The organism is Acinetobacter wuhouensis (assembly GCF_001696605.3).
In the GTDB taxonomy this organism is placed as follows: domain Bacteria; phylum Pseudomonadota; class Gammaproteobacteria; order Pseudomonadales; family Moraxellaceae; genus Acinetobacter; species Acinetobacter wuhouensis.
Genome location: NZ_CP031716.1, coordinates 911,698 through 930,230 on the forward strand (window position 1 = coordinate 911,698; position 18,533 = coordinate 930,230).

Annotated in this window: 14 protein-coding genes and 1 tRNA gene; 6 read left to right on the top strand and 9 right to left on the bottom strand. The window is 37.1% G+C overall.

Features of this window, described 5'->3' with window-relative positions; all coding sequences use genetic code 11:
- Nucleotides 1-309: 309 nt before the first annotated feature.
- The 4 genes from BEN71_RS04990 to BEN71_RS05000 all read right to left on the bottom strand — a co-directional run bounded on the left by BEN71_RS04990 (nucleotide 310) and on the right by BEN71_RS05000 (nucleotide 5,047).
- Complete coding sequence (locus BEN71_RS04990; protein ID WP_068973467.1) at nucleotides 310-1,860, bottom strand: hypothetical protein; 1,551 nt, start codon at nucleotides 1,858-1,860, stop codon at nucleotides 310-312.
- 233 nt (nucleotides 1,861-2,093) lie between these two features.
- A complete protein-coding gene (locus BEN71_RS19180; RefSeq protein WP_086322751.1) occupies nucleotides 2,094-2,267 on the bottom strand; it encodes a hypothetical protein in 174 nt (57 codons plus the stop codon).
- Nucleotides 2,268-2,384: 117 nt separating this feature from the next.
- Nucleotides 2,385-3,374, bottom strand: coding sequence for an SUMF1/EgtB/PvdO family nonheme iron enzyme (locus tag BEN71_RS04995; RefSeq protein ID WP_068973466.1), 990 nt, complete (start codon nucleotides 3,372-3,374; stop codon nucleotides 2,385-2,387).
- Nucleotides 3,371-5,047 (bottom strand): arylsulfatase, encoded by a 1,677-nt coding sequence (locus BEN71_RS05000; protein ID WP_068973465.1) that lies wholly within the window; start codon nucleotides 5,045-5,047, stop codon nucleotides 3,371-3,373. Before BEN71_RS05000 ends, BEN71_RS04995 begins: the two co-directional genes overlap by 4 nt.
- A gap of 297 nt (nucleotides 5,048-5,344) precedes the next feature.
- Here BEN71_RS05000 and nfuA point away from each other — a divergent pair, with 297 nt between their 5' ends.
- Together nfuA and BEN71_RS05010 are read left to right on the top strand one after the other, a co-directional pair.
- Nucleotides 5,345-5,983: a Fe-S biogenesis protein NfuA gene (gene nfuA / locus BEN71_RS05005; protein WP_068973464.1), complete on the top strand. Its 639-nt coding sequence runs from the start codon at nucleotides 5,345-5,347 to the stop codon at nucleotides 5,981-5,983.
- 266 nt (nucleotides 5,984-6,249) lie between these two features.
- Nucleotides 6,250-8,319, top strand: coding sequence for a TonB-dependent receptor domain-containing protein (locus tag BEN71_RS05010; RefSeq protein WP_068973463.1), 2,070 nt, complete (start codon nucleotides 6,250-6,252; stop codon nucleotides 8,317-8,319).
- A gap of 64 nt (nucleotides 8,320-8,383) precedes the next feature.
- Here the strand turns inward: BEN71_RS05010 and BEN71_RS05015 are convergent, their stop codons facing one another.
- Entirely contained in the window at nucleotides 8,384-9,394 is a 1,011-nt protein-coding gene (locus tag BEN71_RS05015; protein ID WP_068973462.1) for a hypothetical protein, read from the bottom strand.
- The gene (locus BEN71_RS05020) at nucleotides 9,391-10,440 is read right to left on the bottom strand and encodes an alpha/beta fold hydrolase (RefSeq protein WP_068973461.1); all 1,050 of its coding nucleotides are present in this window, start codon (nucleotides 10,438-10,440) and stop codon (nucleotides 9,391-9,393) included. The genes BEN71_RS05015 and BEN71_RS05020 overlap by 4 nt, the downstream gene beginning before the upstream one ends.
- A 324-nt stretch (nucleotides 10,441-10,764) precedes the next feature.
- Here BEN71_RS05020 and BEN71_RS05025 point away from each other — a divergent pair, with 324 nt between their 5' ends.
- Nucleotides 10,765-11,379 carry a carbonic anhydrase gene (locus BEN71_RS05025; protein WP_068973460.1) on the top strand — a complete coding sequence of 205 codons (615 nt, stop codon included), beginning with the start codon at nucleotides 10,765-10,767 and terminating at the stop codon, nucleotides 11,377-11,379.
- A 98-nt stretch (nucleotides 11,380-11,477) separates the two neighbouring features.
- Here BEN71_RS05025 and BEN71_RS05030 read toward each other — a convergent pair whose 3' ends face one another.
- The 3 genes from BEN71_RS05030 to BEN71_RS05040 form a co-directional block, all read right to left on the bottom strand.
- Entirely contained in the window at nucleotides 11,478-12,842 is a 1,365-nt protein-coding gene (locus tag BEN71_RS05030; RefSeq protein ID WP_068973459.1) for an outer membrane protein transport protein, read from the bottom strand.
- A gap of 364 nt (nucleotides 12,843-13,206) precedes the next feature.
- A tRNA-Arg gene (locus BEN71_RS05035) sits at nucleotides 13,207-13,282 on the bottom strand.
- A gap of 77 nt (nucleotides 13,283-13,359) precedes the next feature.
- On the bottom strand, nucleotides 13,360-14,712 hold the full coding sequence (locus BEN71_RS05040; RefSeq protein WP_068973458.1) for an amino acid permease: 1,353 nt from the start codon (nucleotides 14,710-14,712) through the stop codon (nucleotides 13,360-13,362).
- 317 nt (nucleotides 14,713-15,029) lie between these two features.
- On the opposite strand from BEN71_RS05040, the gene prpF reads away from it, so the two are divergent.
- The 3 genes from prpF to BEN71_RS05055 all read left to right on the top strand — a co-directional run bounded on the left by prpF (nucleotide 15,030) and on the right by BEN71_RS05055 (nucleotide 18,514).
- A complete protein-coding gene (gene prpF, locus BEN71_RS05045; RefSeq protein ID WP_068973457.1) occupies nucleotides 15,030-16,217 on the top strand; it encodes a 2-methylaconitate cis-trans isomerase PrpF in 1,188 nt (395 codons plus the stop codon).
- 279 nt (nucleotides 16,218-16,496) lie between these two features.
- A complete protein-coding gene (locus BEN71_RS05050) occupies nucleotides 16,497-17,447 on the top strand; it encodes a GGDEF domain-containing protein (protein ID WP_068973456.1) in 951 nt (316 codons plus the stop codon).
- Nucleotides 17,448-17,602: 155 nt separating this feature from the next.
- Nucleotides 17,603-18,514, top strand: a complete 912-nt coding sequence (locus BEN71_RS05055; protein WP_068973455.1) for a polyprenyl synthetase family protein — start codon at nucleotides 17,603-17,605, stop codon at nucleotides 18,512-18,514.
- The last annotated feature ends 19 nt before the right edge of the window (nucleotides 18,515-18,533 follow it).

An 18,533-nucleotide genomic window follows, 5' to 3' on the forward strand; every position in this document is an offset into this window, starting at 1 on the left:
AAACGTGATTAAAATGTGAACATCATCAATAAAACGCGCGTTAAATAGCTTTTTGGGGAGAGTTATTTTCTGTCTCATCCTGAAATAGATTGATAGTATTTTCATTTAAAACCGAGTTAAGCAATTAGCTCGGTTTTGTTTTCTCATACATTTGATTTGGAGTTAACATCTCCGAACTCAAATGTGATCTATAACAATTATAAATCTCTATCAATTCAATCATTAATTGATTTAATTCCGCCATTGTATATATGAATTATTTTTGCCCAATGAAAAAATTCAGAGGGCATTTTTTCAGGTACTGAAATATTACTTCTTCAATTTACCAAGCACTTTTTTTAAAGGTAATTTATCTGTGGCAAAGCCATAAATTGCCGCAAAGGGCAGTGCAGTACGTGCCAGATAAGCTACACGCCATAAACCACCATGATTTGCGCCCTCCATCATTAACTCTAATGGATGTTCCATTTGAGTTTCAGGATTCGCTACAGATTTTGGATTTCTGAGATCATGAATCCACAGTGCTGCCATGATTGAATTGGTGGTTTCAGGGCTAAAAGCTTCAACATCAAACAAACTTGCGCCGTTAAAAGCTGCTTTAAGTAAAGGATTCTTTGTCACCGAATGCGTGGTTGTTGATGGTGCAATATTGATGCTGACACGTTGACCTTGATGACGGGCTAAAGTTGCACGCCATTGTTGAACACGTTTTGCCAAAGCATAGTTTGGACCTTGCTCAACGACCAAACAATCCGCGATCCCATAAGATTTTCCATTATCAGAAGTAATTAAATTTTGATCATTATCTTTAAAAAACTGCTTCATCGACAGGGCAGAAATGCCTTTACTTAAAATAATTTCAAGTTTAGAGCGCTGTGAAAACTTATCGGTTGAACCTTGAATGACTTCTTGAGGCACAGCATAAACATCGGTTGGTGTACACATGTACATCAGTGAAGAATCAGGCTTCTGCTCACTGACATGGCTCATGATGCTGTCCATTGCCATAGAGACACGGACGTGTTTTTCACCATCCAAGTAAGCAATCGAAGCCAAGTCTAATTTATGCGGATTTTCACTTAACCATTGGGTAATCTCAGGGATTTGAGTCAGTAAGTTTGCACCAAGTTTGGTTTTTAATTCTTCTAAATTTTGGGTGTCGTCAATTTTTTCTAGGCTAGGTGCATAAAGCGTGGCATTGCCTTTTTGTATAGTATTTAGGATTTTCCCCCATACACGCTCATTAGGAAGATCAATCGCAATAATATTGGCTTTCCATTGAGATAACCATGTGAGCGGCCCTGCTTCAGAGGCAGCACCAAATAACACCATCGTGCGGTCAGACAGATCAAACCATTTAGGATGAGCAACAGCTTCTCGTAAAGCATTGGCATGGCTTTCTTCAATAATTCCTGCATCTAACCAAGTTTGAATTTGATCCAGTAAAGCTTGACCTTGTAGGTCTTTCCCATGATAAGGAACAGACCATTCAGGTTTTGCTTCAGAACGACCTTTCAGCGTAACCGTTTGAATTTGCGTTGTGACAGGAACCGTCATGACATCTTTTAGAGAATAGCGTTGCCCATCTCTAAAAAAGTCAAAACTGTGTTGTGCTTTATGTAAACCTTGTTTGGCAATGGTGATCGCATTATTACTTGAGCGAATACCATTTTCGACCAATGCCTTAAAATAAATTGGATAATGTTTACGCCAGTTCTTTTCTTGCAAAGCGTGTTGTGAATTTTGGTGATCGACCAACGACAGTGCTTCGGCAATAATTTCCTTACCCACTTGAGAACTACTTACTTTATGAGTTTCAGGATCAATTGGAAATTGTAAACCATCATTTGAACTGGACATGCAAAATCTCTCGTTTTATTTCATCATTAATATACAGATGTATACATTATCCATGCAGAGTTTAGCTAAAGGGTGGCATTTCCTAACAATTTTCTGAGTAATTAGTCGTACAGTCTATGTGGAAATAAATTTGTTATATCAAAGGAAATATTGATGATTTTATAAAGAAAAAACCTTCTTTATAGAAGGTTTTAAGTATGAGGAATTGGTTGTTTAAAATTTACTATTCTAGATTAGCAGTTCCCTTTTTTTGCTTGACCTGGCGGACAAAAACGACCATCGCCATGTCTGCGATCATTATAAACCCCATTGGGATCTACAACGATGCTACCCTCATGTGTATGTACAGCACATGCACTTAAAGATAGCATCAGACTGGAACATAGAAATAAAATCATTTTTTTCATTTTTAGATCCTTTATGGTGAGTTAGATTTTCATTTAAAATTTAAGACCTATTGAGCCATTTCAAAAGTACTTTTGTGTAAATGAATGAGCATTTAAAAAATGATTTTTATTGTGAGTTTATGGTTTAAGAATAGTTCTAAAACCAACATGGGTTGTGGCAAGATCTAGCTCTTGTGGATGACGACTACTGGTTCTAAATCTTGCACAGTAATTATTGGCACATAAAAAAGAGCCACCTTTAATTACATAGTTTTGTGCATGGATTTGTTGTTGACGTAGATGGCTATAATCTCCCATGTGTTGATCATGGGCACCTGTATAGGGTGATGTTGTCCATTCCCATACATTTCCAATCAAGTCATAGAGTTGAAATGCATTCGCTGGAAAGCAACCAACAGGTGCAACACCTTCAAATTGATCTTGCTGCAAATTTTGAAAAGGAAAGTTGCCTTGCCAATAATTTGCAATAGGTTGGTGTTGCTGATTTTGTGGTTCATGATGCAATGGTGTGTCATAGGTAGATTTCGCTTTTGCAGCATATTCCCATTGTTCTTCTGAGGGTAAATCTCTCTTAAGCCATAGCGCATAATGTTCAGCATCATTTTTGGTAACGTAGCGTACGGGTTCTGCAGGATTCGGGAGAGCACCGTGTTCACCATAGGGTGTTTTCCAAGTAAAGCCAGATTTGAGTTGCCACCATTGCTGAGGATGCTTTGGATCTGGACTAAATACAGCAACTTGTCGTTGCTTTTCAGCATCTGTAATGTAATGTGTTGCATTTACAAAACTTGCAAATTGAGCAACTGTAACTTCGGTTTGATCAATCCAAAACCCAGAAATTTTACGTTTCTTTTCACCAAAATTGAGCTCATCTGGATAGGCAATATTTGAGCCGAGTTCAAAACTTCCTTCGGGAATCCAAACCATACCCGCATGCTTATCTCTTCCCCAATGATGAGGCAAGCCTGAATATTTCCCACATTTTTGTGGATCACCTAAAATTAATTGTGCTTTTGACTGGTATTGTTCATGCTCGGTATTTGATGAAACATGACAGCCTGCAAGGAGCAAGCTGACACTGATTGCAATGATGTACTTTACGATCATTGTTTAAATTCCAATACACCATTTTGTTGAGTGTATTTGTTATAAACTTCAACGAGTTTAGACACTTGTTCTGGATGACTGTCTGCAAGATTATTTCGTTCGCCACGATCATCTTTGAGATTGTAAAGCTCCCACTTTCCAGTACCAAGATTGCCATTTGCTTGATAAGCAATTTTCCAATCGCCTTGTTTAGCATATTTATTGCCATGTAACTCATCAGCAAAAGCAAATTCAGCAGGGCGAATGCTTGCTGTTTTGTTTTCTAAAGTTGATTTCCACGAAATACCTGATGGATTGTTGATTTGACGACCTTTGTATTGATCTTTTGGTACTGAAACATTGGCATATTCAAGTACAGTTGGAAATACGTCTAATACACTGGCGAAGCCATGGTAGATATTTTCAGCTTTCTTTTGATTTGGAAGTTTGACAATAGCGGGTGCTGTGGTTGCACCTTCACCTGCAGTATCTTTCCATAAATGAAAAGGTGCAGCGCTGACCTCGGCCCAACGTGGCCCAATATAGTGATATGAGTTTGCAGTGCCTACAGCAGCTAATGAAGTATCGAAGCCTGTTTCTGTACCATAAGTGCCACGAACAAAGCCTTCTGCACCATTGTCAGAAACAAAGAAAATCAGGGTATTTTCATACTGTCCATTGGCTTTCAAATATTGAATCAAACGACCAATATTATCATCAAGATTTTCGACCATACCTGCGTAGACTTCCATTTTACGCGCTTCTAAAGCTTTTTGTTCAGAGCTGAGTTCGTTCCATTTTGGATATTTAGGAATTTGAGCGGTTGCTAATGGGTCAGCCGCTTGGAAGTTTGCTGGGAGGATACCCAGTTGCTTTTGTTTCGCAATACGTGCATTACGGATCTGCTCATACCCAACATCATATTGACCTTTGTAGCGATCACTGTATTTTTGCGGCGCTTGGATCGGCCAATGTGGTGCTGTATAGGCGGCATACGCAAAGAATGGTTTTCCAGAGCGTTTCCCACTGTCTAAATATTGAATCAACTTATCTGTATAGTAATCAGTTGAGAAGAAATCATCTGGCAAATCTGAAACAGCAATTTTTTTACCATCTTCAGTATAAGTTGCTAGCCCTGCGCGGTTGTATTGGCTTGGGTTTTGTTTGAAATGAAGATCTAAACCTTGTAATAGCGTAAATGAATGATCGAAACCTTTGGCATGTGCATTGGTTTCAGGTGTTAAACCCAAATGCCATTTACCACTGATGTAAGTACGGTAACCATTGTCACGTAATACTTCAGCAATGGACAAAGAACGATTATTTAAATAGCCCTCATAACCAGGCTGGCCTTTTAGATGTGCTGGCGTGAGTTCCGCCATTGCACCGATTCCTGCTTGATGATGGTCTGTACCAGAAATCAATTGTGAACGAGTAGGGGAGCATGTCGGTGCTGTATGGTAGTCGGTCAGAATTCGCCCTTCTTGGGTTAGGGCATCTAAGTTAGGCGTATGAATTTCACCACCAAATGCTCCGAGATCAGAATAGCCTAAGTCATCTGCCATGATGAATAAAACATTGGGCTTTGGTTTTTGGGATATAGTTTGATTGGAATCGTGATCATCATTACAACCCGCCAGATAGAAGGTAAATAAAGCGATTGAGATTGAACTTACAAGTTTTAGTTTTTGCATGGCAATGATGACGTTTTATATAAATTTATAATGAAGCTTAGCGAAAGAAGAAATGAGCTAAAAATATTAAAAAATGCTTTTTAAAGCAGAATAATTCTTGAGAAAAATTTATGCTGAACAAATCTAATATTTTGAAAAGCTATTGAAATACTTAAATTCATTAAAAAAATACAATGAAAACAGACAAAAAAATAAAATAAGCATGTTTTTAAATTTAATTCCGACAATTTTAGTTGATTTTTATTCATTCAGCCTCATCTTCAGTTAAAATACCGACTTCAGCTTGAGGATAGAGTTATGTCGACTGAGAACACCAATGCTGCAGTTGCAGAAGAAATTCCAAACTTATTGATTACTCCAAATGCACAGGAGTATTTAAAAGATCTATTGGAGAAACAAAATACTCCTGGAATCGGCGTTCGTGTATTTGTTGAAAATGCGGGAACTCCACGCGCTGAATGCTGCATGGCGTATAGTGCGCCTGAAGAAATTGCGCCAACAGATTACAGACAAGATTATCCAGATTTTCCTGCATTTATTGATACACCATCTATTCCGTATCTCAAAGATGCTGTGATTGATTACAACAAAGATCGTTTTGGCGGTCAGTTGACTTTCCGCGCGCCAAACTCGAAAGTGCCACGTGTAGGGCCAGATGCGTCTATTGAAGAGCGTATTACTTATGTACTTCAAGCAGAAATTAATCCAGGTTTAGCAGGGCATGGTGGTAACTGTGCGTTGGTTGAAGTGCTTGAAGATGAAGAGCATGGTTTAACTGCAGTATTGAAATTTGGCGGTGGTTGCCAAGGTTGTTCTGCAATTGACGTAACTTTAAAGCAAGGTGTAGAAACGACACTGAAAGAACATATACCTGAACTTGGACGCGTGGTCGATCAAACTGATCATAGCCAAGCGGATGGTGCTTATTTCAAATAATGATCTATATTGTTTGAATATGATTGTTTAAAAACCTCCTTTATGGAGGTTTTTTTATTTCAGTAATAAATTAATGGAAAATATTTGAATATTTAAGTTTCTTAAATGAATCTTAAATAGTCTTTATTTTTGATTGAGTTTTAGTCAAACAGTTATTAATAATAAGAATAATTATCAATATTAATTGTAATAGTGTTCTATTTTGTTAAGCTGTGGGGCGAAATTTACATGGTTTATCCATAAATTAGCCTCTTTGGAATACTTATATGTCTAATCGTATCATCCAATCTGTGTTATCTCTCTCTATTGTTGGCATCATGATGGGGGCTGCGCATGCAGCAGATTCACAAAAAATTTCTAATGAAACTGATTCACAAGCTCAGGAATCAGTAAAGTTACAAACGATTGTTGTGACAGCATCTGGTTCGGAACAAGATGTGGCTGATGCTCCTGCATCAATTTCAGTCATTACAGCGGAAGAGCTACAAAAGAAATCTTATACAGATGTGATCGACGCGGTTAAAAATATTCCAGGTGTTTCAGTACAAGGTGGAGGAAACAATAAAGAAATTACCATTCGTGGTATGGGGGCAAATTATACCAAATATCTCATTGATGGACGTCCGATCAGTGCAGGAAGAGTCGTGAATGGGAATGGTACAGATGGTGGGAAGATCGGTGCCTATTTACCACCTATCGATATGATAGAGCGAATTGAAGTTGTTCGTGGACCAATGTCATCATTACATGGCTCTGATGCCATGGGTGGTGTAATTAATATCATTACTAAAAAAGCATCATCTACGTCGTGGCAAGGCAGTATCTCTCCAGAATATACCAAGTCAAATAATGATTATGCCAATGATAGTTATGGTGTCAGCTTATACGCCACAGGCCCATTAATTAAAGATAAGTTATCATTAAGCTTAGATGGTAACTTTCAAGGTACTGATGAAAGTGACTATATTGGCGGCGAAGGTCAAAAATCAGCATCGAGTGAATCTGAAAAGAAAATTAGAAAAATTGGAACAGGCTTGCTTTGGAGTGTCGATGAACAGAATGATATTGGTTTAAGATATGATTTTACACGACAAGAATATACGACAACTTTAGGTAAAAGTGTGGGGGTAGCGAGTCAGGCTTCAACCAATGAAAATGAAAAAGATGTTTGGACTTTAAGTCATAAAGGGAACTATGATCTGTTTTCAATTGATAGTTACTATCAAGATGAAACGACAAAAAAAGTATATAGTGGCGCAGTCGCAGATCAAAAGCAGGAAGAATTAAAATTATTTAATACCCAAGCGTCTTTCAATATAGGCAATCATGCTTTGATCACTGGTGGTCAATATCAGCAGGAAAAAATTAAAGATACAACCAATGGCCTAGCAAGTGTTACGGGTGTAACCTCACTTGATCGCTGGTTATTTGCATTATTTGTCGAAGATCAGTGGAGTCTTACTGACGATTTCGCTTTAACAATTGGCGCTCGATATAATAAAGATGAATATTTTGGTGACGAAATTACACCAAGAATTTATGGTGTTTATCACATAACTGATGCTTTCACTTTAAAAGGTGGTGTAAGTACAGGGTATAAACAACCGACGATTAGTCAAATATCAGAAGGTTTTGGAAGTCGTACAGGAAAAGGGAGTGCTGTAATTATTGGTAACCCTGATTTGTCACCAGAAAAAAGTACCAGTTATGAATTTGGCTTTAATTACATCGCGCCTGAAATTGGTTTATCGACAAGTTTAATGGTCTTTAAATCTGATTTTAAAGACAAAATTGTTGAAGATCGTTTATGTGATACGCCAGGGACAACAAATAGTTCTCCTGTGTCAGAGTGGAAATGTTCTGCAAATGGGCAACCTTATCGCTTTGTGAGTCAAATGAAAAACGTTTCTGATGCAGAAATGAAAGGTGTCGAGTTCTCTTTTAATTATGATTTACTTGATAATTTACAGGCAAATACCAACTATACCTATACTAAATCTGAGCAAAAAAGTGGTGAATTTAAAGGACAGCCTTTAAATAAAATGCCAAAGCACATGTTAAATATTGGGTTGAACTATGATGTGTCAGATGACTGGAACACTTGGATAGACTATAACTATCGCGGCAAAACCAGTGATTATTTAAGTCGTACAACGATGGAGGCAGGTACTCCTGCTTATGGTACTTTTGATGCAGGTGTCGTTTTTAAAGCAAAACAAAAATTAAGTTTAAGTGCTGGTATTTATAATATTGCCAATAAAGAAATTACCAATAGTGAATATGACGTGGTTCTTGATGGTCGACGCTATACAGTGGGCATGAACATCCGATTCTAATCAGTCATGGAAAAAAGCCTCCGTTTACGGAGGCTTTTTACTGTACGTCATAGAGTATTTGCAGTCAAATGACAGATTCAATATTCAAAATCTTTAACGTTTCATCAGAATAATAGAACTTTTCCAAATAGATTCGAGCACGTGATTTTAAATGCTCAGAAGAAATCATGCTTTGAATCACAGGTTCAAGCAAAGCTTGTAATTCATTTTGAATCAAGGCTTCGTCGATATTAATATCATTCAAAATCAAGTCAAAAGGGCGTTCTTCATTACGGACATACCATGTGAGGATTCCGTCGTGGACTTGTTTTTTTAAATAATCAGTTTGACGGATATGATCCCAAATCTCATGCCCCATACCCACCGTATTGGGAAGATCATTTACTTCAACATAATTACGTAACACACCAATAGGTATCTTCTTAATCTTATGCCATAAATTAGCTTGGAAATGATAAAGCTTATTGTCATCAAACTGATGGTTGATGACTTGCTCACTCAATTGGCTAATTTTAATAATATTTTTTTGAAGATAATGTTTAACCGTATCATCTAAATTGGTATCAGTGACAGACTCTAAAACAGATTTCCCCATCTTCATAAAGCGACCAACACCTGGTACTTTTTTATTCATCACAGAATTATCAATATAATCTTGGATCGAGTGATGAATCAGCTGAGTCAGCATGCTTGAAAATGATGGATTATTCACAATACGTTTAATCAGCGCTTGGCGATGACTCGATTTACTTGCTACATATTGTGCAATTTTATCTATGGTTGCAACTGGAATAATATCTTCAATCAAGGTGTTATCATTAACTGGGTGGATTAAAGCAAAACGGATATGATCAGTAATTTGCTCAATCAAAAAACTGCTTGCAGCTGTATCTAATACTTGTTTTTGTAAAAGAGCATTAATTTGATCAAACGACCAGAGTTGTTTAAGCGGTTGCTTTCTAAACCAAAGATAAAACTCATTAAATTCAGTTTTAATGGCTCCAGACTGAGTAAACTCTTGATCTAAAAATGAGAGTTGAGCATCGATTAATTGTTCAACGAGGGGATGTTTCATTTTTTAGACTCAAATTGTTCGTGTTTTTGATCAGAGAATGGATTTTGCAAAGGCTGAACTTTATTTAAAAAACTTAGATAATTTTCAGCAACACGTTCTGGTGCTTCAAGCAAAGGCATGTGTCCGACGCGTTGTAAAATAATTGGATTTTCTGGTCGTTTTAAAACGGATTTTAGCTCATTGGCTACATCAACATTAACGATTTGATCTTGCGCACCCCATAAGATTATCGTGGGTGCTTCAATATTCTTGAGCATCGTGGTAAATGTCATCGGCGTATATAGACGATTGAGCGCATCAATTTGGTTAATGATCTTTGCAGTATCAGCTGATTTTGCAATAAACAATTTCTCTTGTTCATTTTTAATAATACTGGCAGTAAAAGGCTGATGAAACATGACTTTATTCATCACGAAATCTAAGTCACCTTTTTGCGTAATTAAAAGCTGTTTGAGGTAAATCGGATTTCTCAGGTAGTTGGTATTGGTCGATTTAAAGATACCACCCGTACTCATTAAAAATAAGCTTTTGGTATCAAATGGATATTGCGATGCATAAAACATGGCAATCGTACCACCTAAAGAATGACCTGCAATATTTAAATTGTCTTGAATATGTGCTGCTTCAATAAAACGGCGCAGTTGTTCTGTTACATTAGGAACAGAAAGGTCAAAATTTGCAGGAACTTGCGTTGCACCAGCAGAGGGTAAGTCTGGAATAATGACATGATAATAAGGTGTAAGGGATTTAGCGACACTATTCCAAGTATCTCGACTACTGGCTAAACCATGGATCAATAAAATGGTGGGTTTATTTTTAGGACCGCCTTCACTATAAGACCAAACGACATCTCCTACACGTAGTGTTTTAGAGTTCAAGCCTGCCCAAGATCTTTCCTCTTGTACAACCTTTAAATAGTCGATATTTTCAGCGACATTACTTGCAGCATTAGCTTGATGACTCAAAGTAACTACACCTAGAGTGCTCAGACTTAACAATAAGCTATTTAAAAAATGCAGAATTTTCTTATTGGGCAGTTCAGACATGCATAGGGTTCCTAACAAATGACTTGGCATTATATAAAGTAATAATATTATTCATGATGATATTTTTTTCAGCATTCGCTGAAAATGGACTATTTGTAAGTTTTTTGCCAAAACAAAAATTTAGAATAAAGCTAATTTGCAGCATATTCTGTGATTTTATTAGATGAAATGAATCTAATTGTGAATTTTGCCTACATATTTTTAAAATAATTATAAGATCATGCTACATCACAAAAATTGTAACAGAGTTTATTTTTAGTCAGTGACTTTCACTTTTGACAGCATTAAAATGACCTAATCTCCACACAATGGAATAAAACACAAATGCTAACTGCTCAAGAAGCTTTAGAACGTCTAAAACAGGGTAATGAACGCTTTGCCCATGGTGAAACAAATCATAATAAATTTTTGACACACCAACAGCGAACGGAGATGGTTGGGAGTCAGGAACCTTTTGCCATCATTTTAGGTTGTTCGGATTCTCGTGTTCCTGCTGAGATGGTATTCGACCAAGGTTTTGGTGATTTATTTGTGATCCGAGTGGCGGGAAATATCGTTGCACCATCGCAAGTGGGTAGTGTGGAATTTGCAGCAGATAGTTTTGGTTGTCCATTGGTTGTGGTTTTAGGTCATAGTCATTGTGGTGCGATTCATTCAACAATTGAAGCTTTGAAGAATCCGACAACGCCACCGTCTGCCAATCTAATGTCTATCGTCAACCGCGTGCGTCCATCAGTTGAAATCTTGATGCAAACTGAGTTGAAAGACGACCTAGATAAATTATCGATGCATGCAGTGAAATCAAATGTATTTGCATCAGTCAACCAGCTACGTCATGGGTCAGCAGTTTTAGAAAACTTGATCGCTCAGGGCAAATTGAAAGTGGTCGGTGCTCAATATTCACTTGAAACAGGTGAAGTAGATTTTTATGATTTTTAATTAAAGTGTGTAATGCTTTAAGCGTTTTAATCAAAATCTCTTAAGCTAAGACATAAAAAATCCCACATAATTGTGGGATTTTTTATACCAATAAATTCTTAGAATTTATAACCGATTTTTAAACCGTAAGCGATTGCGTTGTTGTCAGTGAACTCTGCAACATATCGAGAGTCTTCACCAGCTTGAGCACCAGTTTGTGCTTTTGCATCACCTAACCAGAAGTATTTAACACCACCAGCGATAAAGGTTTGTGGTGTAGGGCTATATTGAACGCCTAAGCCTAAGTTCCAATAACCTTCTGTTGGACCTAAAGTAGAAACAGGATTACCTGCACCAGAGTCCCAACCTACAGAAACGTTACCAGCCCATTGCTCATTGAGTTTACGACCTACACCGACTGTTGCTGAAATTTGATCTTCTGAATATTCAACAAGGTTAAAACCCTTTGGACGTGCATTGCTTGGATTCGTTGCACCTAATAATGGGCCAACAGCTTCTGAAACCTTACCAAATTTGTCTGGACGAATTGAAAAATCTTTCCAGTTCACCCAACGTAAGTTAGCAAATGCAACTGTATTTGCCATAATACCTGTTTGGAAATCTAGGTTTACAGATTGTGGTGTCGTAATTTTTACACCGCCAGGTGTCTGATTAGCTGCTAATGCTTTCAATAAGTATGGTGCTACAGCCGCACCAGAAGTACCTAGCGAAGCTATCAAGCCTTGCAATTGTGCTGCAGGCATACCGCTTAAGCGATCTGCAAGTGCAATAGATTCAGTCGCATCTGCATCATGATCGATTTCAGAGCGATAAGTAACAGATGCTTTTAAAGCAATATCTGGGATTTGAAAAGCAGCGCCTGCTAACCAACCAGTACCACTAGTTTCTTTGATTTTCGCATCATAACCGTTATATAGACTATATGCTTTTCCACGTAAGCTAACATTGCCTTTAACAGTTTGGTACACACCACCAGCATAAATGTTGAATTGTTCAGTAGGTTGGAAACCAAAAATCATGGAAATATTTTGAGTATCTACTTCAACTTTAGTATTTCCAGTTACACCACCTAGTTGTGAGGTTGTAATTGGTAAACTACCTAATACTGGATCAGTTGGTGCTGATACAAATTCATTTGTACCGCTATATGCAGCATCTGCACCAAATGGTTGATCGTAAATTAAACCGAATGAAAAGTTGTCAGTCAGTTGGAGTTTTAACGCTGCTGATGGGAAATAGTAGTCATCGCCCATATCACCAATGTTACGATGTGGCTGAGGAGCTTCACCTGCTTCTTTGCCTTCAACAGTAGGGTCTAAAACAGAGATGCCTGCTTCAAAATAGTTACCTGGTTGTAAAAATGCTGAAATGGATTGACCTGAACGATCTAGTGCTGCGGCAAAAACACCAGTTGTTGGTAAAGTTGCTACAATTATCGCAATTGACAGACTTTTTAATTTCATTTTAATTTTTCCCTAAATACGATAAAATGAATCTTTTTAATGGCTTAAGCTTTGGTGGTGAAATAATTTTGAACCTTATAGTGAATAACTCAAAGTTACTTCTTTTTACAAAATAACATATAAAAAATAAGAGTAAATACTCTATCCATAGAATTAACGAAAAAAAATTGAACTTAGAAGTTATTTTTTAACCTTGAGATTTTTAGAAGTATCGTAAAATGAGATTGTTATGAAAATTATTTAAATAAATAAAGTGAAAGAGACAGATATTTTAAAAAGATATTTTTTTAAATGATGAAAATATGGACAGTAGGTTTAAGTGAAAGTTAGTTTGAGATAAATAATAAAGCAATTCATCATTCAATGGTGCGCTCTGCGGGACTCGAACCCACGTCGGTCGCTTAGGAGGCAACTGCTCTATCCAGTTAAGCTAAGGGCGCAAAGGAAATATAATTTACAATAATACTAGTGAAAGTAAAAGTTATTACCGAAGTAATAACTTTTAAAAACAAAGATTTTATGCTTTTCTGTACAAAACTTTGAACAGAATAAACATCAATACAATCCATATTGGGATCATAATGACTGCGCCACTTAATCCTTGTGTCCACATGATATAAAGCACAACAGCGATAAATGCGAGTACAAGGTAGTTACTCAATGGTGACCACAATGCAGGGAATGAAGATATCTTACCTTCAGCTTTCATTGCTTTGATGAATTGAAGATGAGTTAAACTGATCATTGCCCAGTTTAAAACCAATGCGCCAACAACGATATAGATTAAATTGCTTAATGCATCTTCTGGTGCAAAATAATTCAACAATACACAACCAAAAATCAATAATGCTGAGAATAAAACAGCAGGAATAGGAACACCTTGCTTATTGGTTTTTGTAAATATTTTCGGTGCATTTTTTTGTTGTGCTAAACCATAAAGCATACGGCTATTGGCATACATCCCGCTGTTATATACCGAAAGGGCAGCAGTTAAAATGATGAAGTTAAGCAAATGCGCAGCCCAACCAATCCCTAATTGACTAAAGATCATCACGAATGGGCTTTTATCAAGACCACCGAGTTGTAACTCATTCCAAGGAACCAGTGATAATAAAATTGTCAATGAACCGATATAGAAAAGAAGGATACGGAAAACAACTTGGTTAATTGCCTTTGGAATTGATTTTTGTGGATCATCTGCTTCTGCAGCCGCCATACCAATCAATTCAATACCACCAAAAGCGAACATGAGGAAAGCTAACATATAGAACAAACCATCAAAACCATGTGGGAAGAAACCACCATGTGTCCAAAGGTTACTAAATGAAGCGGTCGAGTCTGCACCCGCTGTTGCCAATAAATAGAGACCAAAAATGATCATGGAAACAACAGCAGTCACTTTGATAATTGAGAGCCAAAACTCAGATTCACCGTAAAATTTTACATTCCCCAAGTTGATCAGCGTGATGATCACAAAGAAAAACAGTACCGAAACCCAGCTTGGGATATCTGGCCACCAGTAATTGATATATTTACCTACGGCTGTTAACTCAGTCATTGCAACTAAGACATACAGGATCCAATAATTCCAACCCGCCAAAAAGCCTGGGAATTTTCCCCAGTATTTGTTGGCAAAATGACTAAATGAACCTGCTACAGGCTCTTGAACAATCATTTCACCAAGTTGGCGCATAATTAAAAATGCGATTAAACCACCAATAGCATAACCCAAAATAATCGATGGACCTGCCGATTCGATTACATGTGCGGAACCTAAAAATAACCCTGTACCAATTGCTCCACCCATGGCAATCAATTGGATATGACGATTCTTAAGTCCACGTTGTAATTGTGTAGACTCGTTGCTCAATGTATTCGACTCTAATTAATATGAATGCAATGATTGTAATTGATTGGTTACTTTTAGCCTAGTACATGATTGATTTATGTAAGGAAACTAATAAGTCAAAAAACTATATTTGTAATATTTCATTGAGTTATCAAGCAAATAAATTTTATTGAACTAGAGTGTATCTGTTTAAGAGAGGGTGAAATCTAGGCTATGTTGAATATTTATTTAATACTTAAGTCAATCAATCCGTGTTTTTTAGTAAAAACAGGTTAATATAAAACTGAATGGTAATTCATTATTTGATACAACAAAGAGAATTGAAAGGAATACGATAAATGAGCTTTGCACCACAAATCAAAATCCCTGCAACCTATATGCGTGGTGGAACCAGCAAGGGTGTTTTCTTTAAATTAGATGATTTGCCTGAACGTGCACAAGTTGCGGGGCAGGCACGTGATCAGTTGTTGCTTCGAGTAATTGGTAGTCCTGACCCTTATGGAAAGCAAATTGATGGTATGGGTGCAGCGACATCAAGCACCAGTAAAACAGTGATTTTGGCAAAAAGCTCACAAGCTGAACATGATGTTGATTATTTATTTGGACAAGTGTCGATTGATAAAGCATTTGTGGATTGGAGTGGAAACTGTGGCAACTTGACTGCGGCAGTAGGTTCATTTGCAATTAGTAATGGTTTAGTTGCAGCGGAACGTATTCCTGAAAATGGCATTTGTACAGTACGCATTTGGCAAGCCAATATTCAAAAAACCATTATTGCACATGTACCTGTGACCAATGGTCAAGTTCAAGAAACAGGTGATTTTGAACTGGATGGTGTGACTTTCCCCGCAGCTGAAGTTCAAATTGAATTTTTAGATCCTGCTGATGATGGTGAAGATGGCGGTGCAATGTTCCCAACAGGAAACCTTGTAGATACCTTAGAAGTTCCTGAAATTGGAACTTTTCAAGCTACTTTGATTAATGCAGGTATTCCGACTATCTTCTTAAATGCAGAAGATATTGGTTACCAAGGAACGGAACTTCAAGAAGCGATTAATGGTGATGCAGCCGCTTTAGCACGTTTTGAGAAAATTCGAGCTTATGGGGCTGTGAAAATGGGTTTAATTAAAGACATTAGTGAAGCTGCGAATCGTCAACACACACCGAAAGTTGCATTTGTATCGAAACCAAAAGCATATACATCATCAAGCGGTAAGCAAGTGACTGAAACCGATGCGGATTTATTGGTACGTGCATTGTCTATGGGTAAACTACACCATGCGATGATGGGAACAGCAGCTGTTGCAATCGGTACCGCGGCAGCGATTCCAAATACACTCGTGAATTTAGCTGCGGGTGGTGGAGAAAGGGAAGCAGTACGTTTTGGTCATCCATCGGGAACCTTACGTGTCGGAGCGCAAGCTTTAAGTGAAAATGGTCAATGGGTAGTTAAAAAAGCCATTATGAGCCGTAGTGCACGTGTACTGATGGAAGGCTGGGTACGCGTACCTGCAGATAGTTTCTAAGCGTTATTTATACACAAATAGCATTTGAAATTTAGAAAACAGACTTTTTTGCCCCATAAGTTGAATATAGCTTATGGGTGTGATTTTGTCGGCAAAATATTTTTATTTTGATTGATGTGTGACACAATATTAGTCAATCAGTAGATCATTTATCATGATTTGAAAGTATCAGATGGTGATACTTTTGAAGATGAAATTTAAATAATGTGAAACCTCTGGTTAAAATGAGTCATTCAAACTGAATGGGTGAAGTTATTTTTGTTGGCTTTGAGGTGTTATATGGAACATGAGTCGATAAATTTAAAAGATAATCTTGAACAAATAAAAGTTTTTGAATATTTAGAGAGTATAGATAAATTACATTTAGTCTCGTTTATTTCTCAGATTCCTTTACCCATTGCTATTTTTGACGATACTTCGCGTTGCTTAGGTGCAAATCAAAAATTTGCAGATATTTATGAAAGTGATGCATTGTATTTGATAGATAAATTATTAAGTACATTTTCTACAGTTGTTTATGCACGTTTTCAAGAAGCTTTAGATTATTTTCATCAAAATCAAAATTATTTAGAACAAGAGTTTTATGTAAAAGGTCGTTTCTATCTTGCTTATTTTAAAGCTATTCGAAATGCTGATAATGCAATTGAGATGATTGTCGTTGTGTGTTCCGATGTAACACGCTTAAAACGACGTGAAAATGTGCTATTACAAAACAATAAAAAATTACATGATCACTTATATTTAGACTTATTAACAGGTCTGCAAAATGCGCTCGCATTTGATCATTATCTAAATAAATTGTGGCAGAATCCTGCAAAAACGGATGTTTCATTTTTAAAAATTGATTTAGATAATTTTAAATTATTCAATCAAATCAATAGTTATACAGTAGGAGATGAAGCCTTAGTACAATTAGGTGCTGTGTTAAATGAAGTTATTCGTCAAACTGAGGCTCAACTATTCCGATTGAATTCTGCTAGCTTTATTGTTGTGATTGAGCATTTAACAGATTGGGCTGTGATGACATTGGGGGAACGCCTAAAATTTGCGATTACAGATGCAAAAATTTTGTTTGATAAAAATAACCAGTATCTGACGGCATCCGTTGGGATTTTTCATTTTTCTCAAGCAAGCGATGATCACGAAGTCGATGTGCTTGAAAAAATAGAAATAGCCATTCAACAAGCAAAGAAAAATGGTGCAAATTCTTTATTTTTATTGAAAAGTTAACTGTATTTTTTGCTATTGGTATAGTTGCCATTGTTGGAATTAAAGGATGAGAATTATAGCGACTCATAGTAGAATGAGCGCACTCATTCCATCTACCAATTTCACTCAAACTTATTTATTTTAAGTTTTAGCAATGTGTACAAGTCGAGGCTGATGTGACTTCAATTCCAAATGTAAATGCAGAAATTTTAAAACGAGCGCAACAGCAAATTCAGCAAGATCTACAAACTGCTTTAGATGCATTTTCACTGCCTGAACCTTTAAAATCTGCTGTGCATCATACTGTGATGTTAGGCGGAAAGCGTGTACGTCCAGCACTGTGTTATGCGACATCTCATTTGAAAGAGAATAATCCAAACTTTGCAGCAGTACGCCGTGCCGCAGTTGCAATCGAGTTTATTCATTGTTATTCACTTGCGCATGATGATTTGCCTTGTATGGATAACGATTTATTACGTCGTGGGCAACCTACTTGTCATGTGGCTTTCGGTGAAGATACTGCGCTTTTGGCAGGTGACATTCTCCAGTCGATGGCTTTTGAGGTTTTAGGCAGTCGTCTGTTTGATAATGGAACATCAGTGGATCAAGCGATTGTGCTTAAACAAATGCAGATTTTAGCCACTTCAAGTTCGAAAATGGTCTGTGGTCAAGTCTTAGATTTACAAGCTGAAGGAAAGCATGTAGACCAATCACATTTGGAAAATATTCACCGTAATAAAACAGGTGCTTTAATTCAAGCCTCTATCATGATGTCGGCTGTGACGATTTTCTCAGGAACAGATCAAGCGATTCCACAATTGCGTCAATATGGGCAAGCGATTGGTTTAGCTTTCCAAGTCCAAGATGATATTCTTGATGTGATTTCAGATACTGAATCATTGGGTAAAACAGCGGGTAAAGATGAGCAAGTGGATAAATCAACTTATCCAGCATTGATGGGTTTAGAGAATGCTAAAGCTTATGCACAGCAATTGCATGACCAAGCATTTCAGGCTTTAGAATATTTTGGTGATAATGCGAAAGAGCTGAATCAAATTTCTCAGTTTTTGTTGTCACGTAAGAGCTAAATTCTATTTCTTATTCAGT